We start from the raw sequence: 14,552 nt of genomic DNA, 5'->3' as shown, positions 1-14,552 counted from the left end.
TCGTTGTAAAGTTTTTAGATTAGTCTGATATTATTTCCAATAAATTAGGTAAAAAGTATTAGACCAAAAATCCCTTTCCAAAATTACAACTTTTAAACCATACTATTTTCTTATTTATTAAAAAAAGGCATTAATTACAATAAATATCTGCTAATATCACTATCAGATAGAAATTACTAGGAGGAAATGACAAACCCATGAAAAACGTATTATCAAAAATTACTCTATTTCTCGTTGCTGCTGTTTTTGTGATCTCGAGTTTAGGCATACAACCCGCTTCTGCTGCAAGTAATCCCTTTAAGGATGTTTCATCATCAGATGAAGAAATTTTGTATTTATGGAACAGAGGCTTGATTAACGGAGTCAGCAGAACTGTTTTTGGACCCGATCAGGCGGTAACCCGTGAGCAAGCCGCAGCATTGATCGGCCGCGCAATCGGACTTATTGAAACACCCCGCAAAACAAAGTTTTCGGATGTGGATCCAGGCCGTTATAGTTCTGGCTATATCCAATCAGCTGTTGATAAAGGCATCATAACTGGTGATTCAGATGGCAAGTTCCGCCCATACGATACAATGACGCGTGGCGAGATGGCTTTCCTCTTAAGCCGTGCATTCAATTATAATAAAACTGGCAATGTCTTCTTCTCAGACATCACGACCAATAATACTTCAAAAAGCCTTTATACGGCCGTCAATAAAATTGCGGTTGCAGGCGTTTCAAACGGAACAGGAACTGGCACTTTCTCCCCTACTAAGAAATTAATCCGCAGTGAGTTTGCTGCTTTTGTAGCACGTGCACTGAACGCTAATTACAGAGTTGCTTATAAGAATACGACCGTTGCAAACCTGAACGTAACAGTCAACTCTTTGAATGTCCGCACTGGACCAAGCACAGGTTATGGTTCTATCGGCAAGTTGAACACAGGCGCTCCATTCCAGGTCTATGGCTATAACGGTTCATGGGCATATGGCAAAAGCGGCACCATCACTGGCTATGTAAGCACTGCCTACTTGGCAAAAGCGGCACCAGCCACTGCCAACAGCCGTTTTATCACAATTGATGCTGGGCACGGCGGTTCTGACCCCGGCGCAGTCGCTAACGGATTGCTCGAGAAAAACATCAATCTTGATGTTTCAAAACGCGTTGAAGCAAAACTGAAAGCTAAAGGCATCAAAGTTTACATGACCCGCTCAACTGATGTGTTCCATACATTAGGCGCACGCGTCGATAAAGGAGTCGCAAGTGGATCCAACGCATTTGTCTCCATCCACACAAACGCGGCTACTGCTGCTGCGAGCGGTTCTGAAACCTTCTATTCCGCTTCAGTCGGCGATGACAGCAAACAGTTGGCTACATTTATCCAAAACCGCCTTTACAAAGCGATGGACCATCCAAACCGCGGCGTTAAAAACTACGGTTTCCAGGTTCTCCGCACCAACCCGCTTCCCGCTGCTTTAGTGGAACTAGGATTTATCACAAACCAATACGATGCAGCTAAACTGGCATCCGGCACATACAAAGATCGTGCTGCAACAGCCATTGCTGATGGAATCCAAGATTATTACAACTGGAAAGCAAAAAATTAATTTCACAAACGGACTTTTTAGTCCGTTTTTTTGTTGTATACTACAGGAAAGTTTAATGTATGCAGGAGGGAATCTATTGAAAAAATTATCATTTTTAGCAATTTCCGCTGTCCTTTTCAGTGGGTTGGCCAGCACCGCCGCCGCCGAAACTGACAACGCTTCAGAGCGTGTAATTATTTCATTTAAAGAAGAAATCGATTATGAGCTGCTCGAGGAAATGGGAGCAGAGATCCACGAGGAATTTGACGCTATTTCTGCAGTATCCGTAACGCTGCCGGATGAAGCAACAGTCCAGTCAGCAAGCATTGATTCTTCCATTGAGTACATAGAGGAGAACTCTGTAGTCCGTGCCGCAGCACAGGCAAGCACCTGGGGCTACCGCTCAGTCAAAGCAAATACGGCTTCGAGTCTTGGCTATACCGGCAAGGGTGTGAAAATTGCCATCATCGATTCAGGCATCAACTCCAAGCATCCTGACCTGAAAGTTGCCGGCGGCGTTTCCAAAATCGCAAATTCAAGTGCCTTTACAGATGGACTTGGACACGGCACGCATGTTGCTGGAGTCATCGGTGCCCAAAACAACTCGATTGGCACGGTTGGCGTCGCACCAGACGCCCAGCTCTATTCGGTCAAAGTTCTTTCCACTAAAGGCCTCGGCACTTTAGAAGGCGTGGTCGCAGGCATTCAATGGGCCATCGACCAAAAAGTGGACATCATTAACATGAGTTTAACTACCGTCACCAATGACCAAACTTTGCGCGACATCACCAAAAAAGCGTATGAAGCTGGTATCCTCATCGTTGCGGCTTCCGGCAATGAACGCGAAAGCGGATTGTACAGCGATGTCCTGTACCCGGCACGTTTTCCTTCCGTTATAGCTGTCGGCTCGGTCTCACAGCTAAACAGATTGTCCTATTTCTCAAATTACGGTCCATCACAAGAGCTGGTGGCGCCTGGCGAAAACATCCTAAGCAGCTTTGTCGATGGAACAACCACTTCACAAAACGATTATGCCATCTCTGAAGGAACGTCAGTCGCTTCTCCTTTTGCAGCCGGCACTTTTGCTCAATACATGGAAGCTTATCCGCACCTTTCAAACAAACAGCTCCGGGAAACCGTTAAACGCGCTGCAACAGATCTTGGACCTAAAGGACGCGACAACCAGTTCGGCAATGGTCTGGTGCAATCCCTCGAGACCAAAGCCGCATTATTTCCAGATTTAAAGAATGATGTCTGGTACTCAGAACCGATTCAAAAGATCTTCGACCGGAACATCATTACCGGTTTGTCGGACGGAACATACCGCCCGAACGCGACCATTACCCGTGCTGAAGCCGTTACGATGCTTGGCCGTGCGCTAAACTTGGACAAGACCAATACTAAACACCGCTTCAGCGACGTTTCAAAAGATTCTTTTGCAGCCGGCTATATTAACAGCGCCTATGAACTGGGCTATATTAAAGGCGTGACTGCCACTAAGTTCCGGCCGAATGACCCGATCAAGCGAGGCGACATGGCAATGATCCTGCAAGCCGCATATGGGCTCACCAGCACACAGCAAACCGCCTTTACCGATGTTCCAGAATCGATGTACTATTACGACGCCATCCAGGCAGCCTTTTCAACCAATGCTGTCACTGGCTATAAGGACAATACTTTCCGTCCGAAAAACTCCATCACCCGTGCAGAGAATGCACAGTTCATGAGCAATTTGGTGAAATAAGCAAAGCCAGAAGCCAAGCGGCAACCCCGTTGGCTTCCGGCTTTTTTGCATCGGCTTTTTTTCACCATATGTTTATGTTGATCTTTACAGCTTGTTGAGTGCTGCACGAAGTTTTGCATTTTCAATAATTCTTCCATCAAAAACAGCAGGACATCCCGGGTTAATGGGCTGTCCTGCTGTTTTTGATGCTTCCTATAAAAGAACTTTAGTTGCTTTCGATAGACCGGTAAACAAATGCGGAGAATTCTGATCGCTTAGCATTGGCATTTGGCTGGAATGACCCGTCTTTATGGCCAGTCGTCACTTTGCTGGCAGCCAGGATTTTGATGGAGCTTTCAGCCCAATGGCCTTTAGTATCCGTGAAGGATACCGCTGAAGATGCAGTTACATTTTTAAATTCATATGCCGTTGTCAACAGTTTGCTGATTTCTGCACGCGTGATTTTAGCACTTGGTGCAAAATAACCCGGCGAACGCCCTTTGACAATGCCCGCTTTCATAACAGCGTTAATATTGCCGGCTGCCCAATGTCCAGCTGGCACATCTTTAAAGGTAGTACCTGAAACCGGCTTTAGCTTTAATGCTCTCGCAATGATTGTCGCGGCTTCCGCTCTTGATACATTGTCATTCGGATTAAAAATACCGCTGCCGTCTCCTGTGAGAATCCCCTGTACAGTCAACGTTTTAATTTCATTAGCTGCCCAATACCCTGTTGGCACATCGTAATACTGCCCAAGTGAAAGAGCCGGCTTTGCTACTGGTTTCGCTACTGGTGTAGCTACGTTTTTGACTTCGTCCAAGCGGCGTGCGCCCGTATATTTAGGAGCCCAGTATGGATTGGTATTCAAGTTGGCAATTGTTACACCGCCGCTTGTGGCAGAAATGAAATTGCCGCTTCCGACGTAAATGCCGGCGTGTGAAATTCCTGCTTTATAAGTCCCTGAAAAGAAAACCATATCGCCTTCTTTCAGATTGCCTTTGCTGACGCCAGTACCAATTTTGTACTGTTCTGCGGCTGTCCGTGGAATTGAAATATCAAAGTTGTTGAACACATAACGCAAATAACCTGAACAATCAAAGCCTGAAGGTGTTGTCCCTCCAAATTTATAAGGTGTGCCTTTGAATTTCTTAGCATATGTCGTTAACTCATTTGGTGTCGCTGCACTGGCTTCGTTGGAGTTGAATGGATTTGCTGATACTAAGAGTACTGCGACGATTAGGAACATTAAAAGTTTCTTCACTTGGCACCTCTTCTTTTGAAATTCGGGATGTTGATCAGACATCGACCGCTTTTTTCTTCTTTAGTATATTTTTGATTGTATCAGTAAAAACTACCATTTTATGTTACATTTATATTACAAATGTGTAACATGACCCATTTGTATGTTTAATTTTAGGAAATAAGGGGATACTAGTGTTTATTTTCATAGCCACTGAAATAAGCATATAAACCTGTCAGATTTTATGGTGATGTTCTTTTTCCAAAGTGGCATGCACCTATGTTTTTTCAGTCTTTTAATGCACACAAAAAAGACCTTTTTGCGCATTGGCAAAAAGGTCTTTTGGTTTTGTTTATTCGTGCCTGCTTTCGCTTTCGCCCCAGCATTCGGTATTTTTCAAGCCGGGGATGTTTTTCGCAAAGAACTCCGGATTTTTGCCCGCTTTGCGCTGGGCGGTGTAGTCGTCCAGCACCTTGAAGGCAATTTTGCCGAGCATGGCGATGACGACAAGGTTGAGAACAGCCATGAAGCCCATGAACAGATCGGCCATGTTCCAGACCAATTGAACCTGCGCCAATGCACCGAACATGACCATAGCCAATACGCCAAAGCGATATGCCGTCAACCAGCCGCTGTGGGCATTGATAAATTCGATGTTGGTTTCACCGTAATAGTAGTTTCCGATGATTGAACTGAACGCGAAGAACAGGATGGCAATCGCCAGGAAGTAAGGCGCCCAGCTGCCAAGATGGACATCAAGCGACGCTTGTGTCAGCAAGATCCCTTCCTGTTCTCCGTTGGAATACAAGTCTGCCAGGATAATGATGAAGGCAGTTGCCGAACAGATGATGATGGTGTCAAAGAACACACCCAAACTTTGCACAAGGCCTTGTTTCGCTGGATGCGAAACGTTGGCAGATGCGGCTGCGTTCGGTACAGAACCCATACCGGCTTCGTTGGAGAACAAGCCGCGTCGTACGCCCTGCATGATAGCTGCACCGATACCGCCGCCCACTGCTTCTTCCAGGCCGAATGCGCTTTGGATGATCAACGTGAAGACTGCAGGAATTTCAGTGAAGTTCATGATGACGATGTACAAAGCAACAAAGATGTAAACTGTCGCCATAATCGGCACTACGACTTGTGTAACACGCGCAATGCGCTTAACACCGCCGAATATGATCACAGCCGTTAAAAGTACAAGTCCTAATCCAACAGACCAATCCGGAATGTTGAAGACATCTTCGAATGACTGGGCAATGGTGTTGGATTGGACCGAGTTGAAGATAAATCCGAACGCCAATGTCAAAAGAATTGCAAAGACAATCCCAAGTTTACGGTTGCCGAGCGCTTTTTCCATATAGTAAGCGGGGCCGCCGCGGAATTGTTCGCCGTCACGGACTTTGTAAACCTGCGCCAATGTGCTTTCAATGAAAGCAGTGGCCATCCCGATAATAGCGACCATCCACATCCAGAAAACTGCTCCCGGTCCCCCGATGGCGATTGCCAATGCAACGCCGGTGATATTGCCGGTTCCTACCCGTGACGCTGTGGAGATAGTGAACGCCTGGAAAGCGGATACACCGCTGTCCCCATCTTTTTTCTCGGTGATGACGCGGAACATTTCACCGAAAAGGCGAACTTGAACGAATTTGGTGCGAATCGTAAAGTACAGGCCAAGGCCCATCAGAAGTGCAATTAGTATGTATGTCCAGAGTAAAGTGTTGACGTTATCAACGAACCAAGTGATTCCATCTAAAAAAGCATCCATTCATATTCCTCCCCTTTTTTAATTAAACTTGTCTTCAATACCCTATTTAGGGCAGCCAAAACACTCTTTGCCCATCGGATATAAAAATGAGACCCTCTAGTAAAAGAGGGTCTCGGATATCGGCTCACCTTTATCATAGCATGATATTTGGCGAGATGAGAGTTGTTAGTATTTTAAGTTATTTCCTGGGGAATAATCCGTTAGGTAGCTCTAATGGTATTGGCCAGCACCTGTGCACCGATCGCCAGTGCTTTCGGGTTGAAACTCATATTGGGATGGTGAAGCCCCGGCGACAAATCTGCGCCTATGCCAATCATCGCCGCGTGAAGTTCAGGCTTTTTGATGGTATAAAAATGAAAGTCGTCTGCGCCTGTGGTATGGATTGGCAGTGCTGTCGCTGCATCTCCAAGCGTTTTGCGAATGGCGCCATCCGCAATTTGCATGGCGGTTTCCGATACTTCAGCTGCAGGCGTATAGTCGGTCCATTCGAAGCTGATTTCGACATCGTGCAGCTTGGCGATAGCATGCAACCCATCACCGATTTTCTGCTGGAGTTCTTTCATCAGCTCATTCGACTGGGAACGGACATCCATTGAAAACTGGGCATTTCCAGGAATGATGTTCAAGCTGTCTCCGCCTGTCTGGATATGGGTCAGTTTTGCCGAATAGGATTCAAACGGCGAAAAATAAATAGATTTTACGAATTGGTGGATCGCTGCGATCACATCGATGGCGTTCTTTCCTTGATGCGGACGCGCTCCGTGGGCGTCTACCCCGGTAATCTTTCCTCTCAGGAAAATGCCGGATCCGTGATGGAGCGCTGGTGTCACCTGGCCAAACGGCAATTCCTCGATTGGGCGCAAATGGACACCATATAAATGGGTTACTTCATCAATGGCCCCCCGTTCAATCATGGACAGCGAACCGTTGCCAAGCTCTTCCGCCGGCTGAAAAATAAAGCGCACACGCTTCGTCAGTGTTTCATCCTTTAAGTGCAGGAGTGACCCGAGTACCATTGCCATGTTGGCATCGTGTCCGCACGAATGATTGGCTTGCAGCGTGCCGTCCACTTCCTGCCAAAGCGCATCGATGTCCGCACGCACCGCTACAACTTGCTCTCCTTCACCAATTTCCGCAATCAATCCGGTGACATCGGGGAATGTGTGAAAGTTTACGTTGAGACCTGTCATAATCTCAGCCAGTTTCTTGGTGGTCTCCACTTCTTTCCAGCTGACTTCGGGATGTGTATGAAAATGGTTGAAGTACTCGATTATTTGCTGTTCGATATTCATTTAGCCGTCTCCTTTTGTATGAGAAATTCTGTTTGATTGTTTAGTTTGATTGTACACGAGGAGAAGGGCTTGGTGAAAGATTTTATTGTTTGTGTCCGGTGTTACGCCTTTTATCGGCAACTTGCGGTTTGTAAGTGATGAATGGGGGGTTCAAGCTGAAGCTTTTGTTGTTTTATATGAACAGGTGGGGTCTCTACATGAAGCTTTTGGGTTTCTAAGTGAATGTTTGGTTTCTAGATGAAGCTTTTGATTGTCTACATGAACAGGAAGGTTCTCTACATGAAGCTTTGGGGTTTCTAAGTGACTTTTTGATTTCTAGATGAAGCTTTTGATTGTCTACATGAACAGGGAGGTGCTCTACATGAAGCTTTGGGGTTTCTAAGTGACTTTTTGATTTCTAGATGAAGCTTTTGATTGTCTACATGAACAAGGGGGTGCTCTACATGAAGCTTTTGGGTTTCTAAGTGAATGTTTGATTTCTAGATGAAGCTTTTGATTGTCTACATGAACAAGGGGGTGCTCTACATGAAGCTTTTGGGTTTCTAAGTGAATGTTTGATTTCTAGATGAAGCTTTTGATTGTCTACATGAACAGGTGGGGTCTCTACATGAATCTTTGGGGTTTCTAAGTGACTTTAAGGGAGTTCTTACGAGTTTTTGGTGAAAACAGGTTTATCTATCCTGTGGCTGCCGGATATATTGGCGATATCGCCGGCCGCCCACGGGCTGGCAACCGTTTCGGATCAGGAACCGCTTGGCGGCATCGAGTTTTTCTAGACCGATAAAATCGCGGCATTCTGCTGTATTGATTGTGGATTTTATAAGCATGAACCAGTCCTGCAACGCATCAGAATGGGCATCTCGGCTGATCAGACGGCACGTTTCACATTCCCAGACAAGCTTCGTTCTTTCCATCTTTCCAAGTACGCAGCGGGGACAAAATACGCCGGTTTCGATTTCCGACTGGTCGATTTGAAATTTCGGTGCAAGGGGGAAAGGCTGATAATCACTATGAACAGCCACTAAGCTTTGCCCAAGCTGATGAAGTTCTTCTATAGAAAGAATCGGCTTCGGCATTTTCATTTTTGACAAGTGAAAATTGACTTCGCCCGCAGCTAAAATAAGGGCATCGGGCGGTGCGCCTTCAACAATTTGTGAAGGATGCGCGATGATGATGACACTTGTTACAGGCAACGGGCATCCGAGGTTCTTCAAAAATTTGCTCATGCGTATAGCGGTTTCGTTCATTTGTGTGATAGGGCTTTTGTAGCTTTTAATTTCACCATTTGCCAATAATGAATGAAGTGCACTCGGATTTTGCTTGAACTGAAGCCTTCCAGCGATGTTTTTGATTTCGAGTAAAAATACACAGCTCTGGGTGATCACTACAGTATCCACTTGAACTTTATACACGCCGCCCAATGAAAAATCCTGGATGATCTGGTAAGGGTATGGCGGGTCGAAAAACTCAAGTGCTTCATCCAGCCGCTCTTCACCTCCATATCCCGCTTTGGCGCTGTTGAGGCTATTTTTAACAGCCATTCGTTTTGGATGAGTCGGCGGGAGCCTTTTCAATAAAGCTTCGTACCCATCAATTTTCATCGGTTTTTCCCGGTGTTTAATGATCATGATATCCCTCCTTTTTCTCATTATTCTAGCAGATAAAAGAACAGATTACCATTTATATCCAAATCTAGTTTTTGAACCATCTATAGTTGCCAAAAATGATTTTTGAACAGGTGTTTATGTTAAGATTCTAGTTTTTCACATGCAAGTTTCAACTTTCTACCTGACATTATTTCACCTTTATATAAATTGTTGCCGGCAACCTCACTCTCATTCTTTTATACATGAACCTTCCATCCCCTTACATCAACAACACACACTTTTACCTGAAAGTTTCGCTTTTCTACAAGCATTCCTAATCTCTACCTCACGCCCCAACCTTTCTACACGAACTTCTCATCCCCCTACATCAACCATACTCACCCATACCTAAACATTTTCCACCTCTACACGAATCATTCCGCCCACAAAAACTCTCTCGCCCAAAACCCACATATGCCAAGCCCCAAACACGCTTTTCGCGCGCGAAAAGCAACAAAACCGACATTGAACCTAAACAAATAATGCAGCCTATCCGCTACCTTCTCCTTTCTCGCTCTTATGTGAACCTTTGGCTTCTATACACCACATTTATGTGTTCCTACATAAACACTTTGCTTTTTAACAGGCATTGCCCCTTCTACCTTATGCTTCCTCGTTCCTATATAAACCTTTTATAGTTCTACATTAATTTTCCATACTTCTACATGAAACGCCACGTTTCCACATAAAATTTTCGCTCTCGGAAATATACCAATCACAAAAAGCCACAAACAAAAAAGCCGCCTCAATGGCGGCTTTTCACTGGAATCGACAAAATCATTTCTTCTAACAGGATCGGCATTTCTTCGAAGGTGTTTTTGATATGAAGGCGCTCTGTTCGTTTGTGGGCATCTTTTCCGTAAGGGCCGACGTTCAGGACAGGCGCTTTCAGCTGCTTCATTGCCTGGAACGGGATGCTGTAAGGATCGCCGTAGACAGGTGTGTTGTTTTCATAGGTAATCCAGCCGTCGCTTTGGTCGTTGTAATTGACGTAGCTCAAGTCTGAGATGCCGTTAAAGTAATGGACTTGTTCGATTTCCAAGTCAAACTTCTCTTTTGCATTGGCTGTGACCTGCTCAACGCATAGCTTGACCAGCTCGTTTTCCGAAGAATTGACCGGTGGGTAGTACGGCGGCGCGTACATCAGCACCATGGCAGGCGTCAGCTCCTGGCAGTTGATCAGCAGGATGTCTGTCACATGCATGGATTTTTCTCGGACGTCCCATTCCGGGTGCATCAAGGTGTCGCGCAGCAAGTCGGTGATATAATCGTGGCCGAATTTATTGAGTGCGTAATCCATCAGTTTTTCATAGCGCATCACTGTAATTGGGCCGACCGGTTGAATGTTTTCACGTTCGCACATGGCGTGGTAATCGCGCTCGCAATGTGCAGCCGCTTCTTTTGCGACGTTTTCAAAAATCTGAAATACTTCTTCAGCGTCTCGTTTCATTGTAAAGACATTGTACATCGCGGATGTGCGGTAAGGCGTCTGCGCTGAGTATTCCAGCTTCAGGTCACGTTGCGTCAGAGTTACCGGCAACGGCGTTGCTTCACCATATACGACTTCCTTGAAATTCGGATTCCATTCCATGCGATGTGTCAGGTAGGTCGAGATGTAGCTTGACGTAATTCCTGACAGTGGTTCGCCAACATGGGTTTCCTTGCCGTAAAACAGGGCGGATGGCATGATTTTGCCGATTGATCCTGTGTACAGGTAATGGGACTTGTCGCCAGGTTTCATTGCAAAAACGGGTTCGCCGTTCAGGAACAGGGTGTATTCGAGGCCATGTTCGCGCTCCAAGTCGAGCAGTTTGGATACGCCGTAGCGCATGCCTGCCGAGTTGACTTCCTCATCCGGAACCGTCATCAGCATCAAATTGATCGGCCATTCTTCGATCGAGGCCTTTTCAATCAATGCCATGTGCAGCGCAAGCCCTGCTTTCATGTCCATAGTGCCGCGCCCAAATAGGTATTCACCAGAATCGAGGTCGCTTAATGTATCCGCATCAAGTTCATCGCGGATTAACTTAAACGCTTCCGCCAGTTTATAGGGGCTGCATGCCAAAGGTTCCAGATCGCCATATTCCCCTGTATGCACAGTATCAAAATGGCTGATCAGGACGATGGTGTCGACCGCTTCCGGGTGCTTATAAAGAGCCGTTACGTTTTGCCGCTCCCAATTCACTTCACCCAATCCAATGTATTCCGGATGTTCCTGGAAATACGGCAGCTCCATCAGCTTGTCTTTCAGCTTGTAGGCAAACTCCACTTCTCCATCGGTCAATGTCAGGCTTTTCCACCCGACAAGTTCACACAATAAATCCTGTAATTTCTCTGGCGTCCCCCATAATGTGGCCACGGTTATTCACTCCTCTAGTTGTTCAAAGCTATCTCACTTCCTTCTATTATAATGAACTTGCTGTTAAATAAAAAGAGGCTGCCCAAAATAGCCTGGACATGCCCCATAAAGCAAAAAAAAAAAAAAAAAAAACAGCTCAACTTGAGAGCCGTTTTCTGCGTTTTTTCAAAAGGTCTTCTGCTGCTCCGGAACCGAACAGCACGCCGATGACAATCAGCACCAATCCATAAATATGGCCCACTGTAATTTCTTCATTCAAAATCACGCTGGCGCCAACTAAAGAAAACAAAGTATTCAAGTTCATAAAAATTGCGGCTTTTGTCGGTCCCGCCTGCCCGATTGAATAATTATAGAGCATGTGGCCAACTGCTGTGCCAAGCATCGCTGAGAATGCGAAAGCAATCCAGAACGATGTCGGGACAAGAGCGAACGTCCGGATTTCACCCGGTTCCTGGATCAGTGAAATGATAAACAACACCACTGCACCCACTATAAACATATAGCCTGTCAATAAACGCGGATCCAGCGAACGCGCTGCGTTGGCAATGACTATATAGCTGAACACCTGAGCCAGAATCGAAATGAAGACAAAAACGTCGCCGATGTTCAAGCCTGTTGCAGCGCCGTTGCCAACCAATACGGTAGCGGCCACTCCAGCAAAGCCGACCACAACACCGAACCATTGCAGTTTGGACGGATAGTTGCGCATGATGAGCGACACCAGTACCGCTGTTAGCATCGGACCTGTGCCCAGGATCAGCCCGGCATTCGAACCCGTCGTCAAGGACAGGCCGTTCGACAGGAAGTAATGGTGGCCGACGACATTGAGCAGCGAACCGAGAAAAATGAATTTCCAGTCGCTTTTGGCTGGCCACCGCAGCATTCTGAAGCTGGCGAGGATTCCCATTACCGACAGCCCTGCCAGTAATATACGGAATGCCGTCAAAGTGACAGGATCGACAAATTCCACCATGTATTTAACAGAGGCCAAGTTAAAGCCCCAGACAATCATCACCGCCGTCAGGATGCCGTAAATTTTCCACTGAGTCAATTGCGAAGACCTTCTTTCATCTATCTGAATATAAGCATTTATTTTACGCCTGTTTTCGGTTTCTGTAAACGTCCGATCCTTTATTTGAGGGTTGGAACATTGTATTGATAGGCTTTCCGACCGATCAACAAGCTAAAGGCGACAAAAGCGACAAGCGACAGCAGCACCGGCAGCGTCACGGTATGGACACCGAACAAATTGCCGTTTTCCAGGTTGTAAAAATGCAGCCCGATATAGCTGACGATTCCCGTCGCCATCGATGCAATCGCCCCGTATTTATTGCCCCATTTCCAATACAGCCCGAGGACGATCGGCCAAATGAAAGCTGCTTCCAAACCACCGAACGCAAATAAATTCAGGAAAATCAGCAGTTCTGGCGGATTCAACGCCAGCAAAAAGACAATGATGCCGAGCATCCCCGTGACACCGAACGAAATGCGCTTGATGGTTTTAATGGTGGCATCCGGTTTTACGTAATTCAAATAAACATCTTTGACAATCGACGAGCTGACCAGCAGCAGCAAGGAATCGACGGTCGACATGATGGCAGCCATTGGAGCGGCCAAGACAATCCCCGCTACCCATGGCGGCAAAGTTTCCAGGGCAATGAGCGGAATGACTTTGTCGCCGATTTCGATTCCAGGCATGACCGGACGCGCAAAGACACCGATCAAATGCATATTAAGCATGATAAACCCGGTGACGATCGTTCCGATGATCAAGGCCCGGTGCATCGAACGCGAATTTTTATAGGACATGGCGCGAACGGCAATCTGCGGCAGGCCGACAACGCCGACACCGACCAGAATCCAGAACGACGACACATACGCAGCCGTCAAATCACCGTTTGCTCCGTACGGCGTGACCAAATTCGGATTTTCATTCAGCAGGTCATTGACGATGTTTGGAATGCCTCCGCCTGCGATAATTACCGCAACCAGCAGGATCAGGGTCCCGATGAGCATGACGGCCCCCTGCACGGCATCGGTGAGTGCAACCGCACGGAAACCGCCGATAGTGACATAAACGAGTACACTGACAGCAAATAAAAATAAGGCCGAATTATATGATAAGCCCGTCAGTGATTCCACCAGGCGTGCACCGCCGATCCACTGCGCGGCCATCGCGGAGAACAGGAAAATGATGATGCTGAAAGCTGACAGCAGCACGACGGCTGAACTGTCGTAGCGTGATTTCAAAAAATCAATCATGGTGATGGCTTTGTAGCGGCGCGCCATGATGGCGTATTTCTTGCCGAGAATCATTAACACAAAATAGCCTGTTACCACTTGTGCCATGGCCAGCAGCACCCAGCCAAATCCCATGGTGTAGGCAGTTCCTGGACCACCGAGAAAACTGGACGCACTGCCATAGGTTGCCACCATGGTCATCGCCAGCACGAAGCCGCCAAGTTCCCGTCCGCCCAGGAAATAGTCGCTGATAAAATTGGACGATGACGTCAGTTTGCGGCTCGCCCAATAGCCGATAAAGAAAATGACCAATAGGAAGACGATCATGGGGACCAATACTGCATAATTCATGGCGAATCCTCCTCATCATCAAATGGAACTTCCGTAAAGAAAAAGTGGACGATCACGACGACCAGGACCGAAATCACCAAAAAGCCGAGGACGCAACTGTAGAAAAACCAATCCGGCAAGCCGAAGACGTAGTTGTATTCCTCGACTGGCCGAGACCCCATTCCATACGCAAATCCAAACCACCACACAAAATTGAACAGCGCCAAGCTGACGCCGATTTTCGCCTCCCGGTGAGCTATTTTAAACCGCCAATCCGTTTCTTCCATTCCATACACTCCATTCAATCGCTTTTTTCGTTCCAGCGGTAAATCCAGGCTCCCTTTGAAACCGAGTCTCTTTATCTGAATCTATCGTACACCAT

General features: G+C 46.6%; 10 protein-coding genes. 2 read left to right on the top strand and 8 right to left on the bottom strand.

Translation table 11 applies throughout. The features are described from left to right. The first annotated feature begins 197 nt into the window (after nucleotides 1-197). Together GJB59_RS10275 and GJB59_RS10270 are read left to right on the top strand one after the other, a co-directional pair. Entirely contained in the window at nucleotides 198-1,589 is a 1,392-nt protein-coding gene (locus GJB59_RS10275) for an N-acetylmuramoyl-L-alanine amidase (RefSeq protein WP_142827166.1), read from the top strand. 76 nt (nucleotides 1,590-1,665) lie between these two features. After that, a complete protein-coding gene (locus tag GJB59_RS10270; RefSeq protein ID WP_142827165.1) occupies nucleotides 1,666-3,312 on the top strand; it encodes a S8 family peptidase in 1,647 nt (548 codons plus the stop codon). A gap of 205 nt (nucleotides 3,313-3,517) precedes the next feature. Here the strand turns inward: GJB59_RS10270 and GJB59_RS10265 are convergent, their stop codons facing one another. The 8 genes from GJB59_RS10265 to GJB59_RS10230 form a co-directional block, all read right to left on the bottom strand. After that, the gene (locus GJB59_RS10265) at nucleotides 3,518-4,552 is read right to left on the bottom strand and encodes a C40 family peptidase (protein ID WP_244946832.1); all 1,035 of its coding nucleotides are present in this window, start codon (nucleotides 4,550-4,552) and stop codon (nucleotides 3,518-3,520) included. Between the two features lie 331 nt (nucleotides 4,553-4,883). Next, nucleotides 4,884-6,302: an alanine/glycine:cation symporter family protein gene (locus tag GJB59_RS10260; RefSeq protein ID WP_142827164.1), complete on the bottom strand. Its 1,419-nt coding sequence runs from the start codon at nucleotides 6,300-6,302 to the stop codon at nucleotides 4,884-4,886. Between the two features lie 200 nt (nucleotides 6,303-6,502). Beyond that, nucleotides 6,503-7,594 (bottom strand): amidohydrolase, encoded by a 1,092-nt coding sequence (locus tag GJB59_RS10255; protein WP_142827163.1) that lies wholly within the window; start codon nucleotides 7,592-7,594, stop codon nucleotides 6,503-6,505. Between the two features lie 671 nt (nucleotides 7,595-8,265). Continuing rightward, nucleotides 8,266-9,222 (bottom strand): nuclease-related domain-containing protein, encoded by a 957-nt coding sequence (locus tag GJB59_RS10250; RefSeq protein WP_142827162.1) that lies wholly within the window; start codon nucleotides 9,220-9,222, stop codon nucleotides 8,266-8,268. A 763-nt stretch (nucleotides 9,223-9,985) separates the two neighbouring features. Next, nucleotides 9,986-11,599, bottom strand: a complete 1,614-nt coding sequence (locus tag GJB59_RS10245) for a M20/M25/M40 family metallo-hydrolase (protein WP_142827161.1) — start codon at nucleotides 11,597-11,599, stop codon at nucleotides 9,986-9,988. Between the two features lie 136 nt (nucleotides 11,600-11,735). After that, a complete protein-coding gene (locus GJB59_RS10240) occupies nucleotides 11,736-12,650 on the bottom strand; it encodes a DMT family transporter (RefSeq protein WP_142827160.1) in 915 nt (304 codons plus the stop codon). 80 nt (nucleotides 12,651-12,730) lie between these two features. Next, the gene (gene panF / locus GJB59_RS10235; RefSeq protein ID WP_142827159.1) at nucleotides 12,731-14,191 is read right to left on the bottom strand and encodes a sodium/pantothenate symporter; all 1,461 of its coding nucleotides are present in this window, start codon (nucleotides 14,189-14,191) and stop codon (nucleotides 12,731-12,733) included. Beyond that, complete coding sequence (locus GJB59_RS10230) at nucleotides 14,188-14,457, bottom strand: YhdT family protein (RefSeq protein ID WP_142827158.1); 270 nt, start codon at nucleotides 14,455-14,457, stop codon at nucleotides 14,188-14,190. Before GJB59_RS10230 ends, panF begins: the two co-directional genes overlap by 4 nt. Nucleotides 14,458-14,552: the final 95 nt, after the last annotated feature.

Origin of the sequence: Planococcus soli, from assembly GCF_016881065.1 — a bacterium.
GTDB lineage: Bacteria > Bacillota > Bacilli > Bacillales_A > Planococcaceae > Planococcus > Planococcus soli.
The sequence above is the reverse complement of the archived record's forward strand: the minus strand, read 5'-3'. Positions and strand labels throughout refer to the sequence as shown.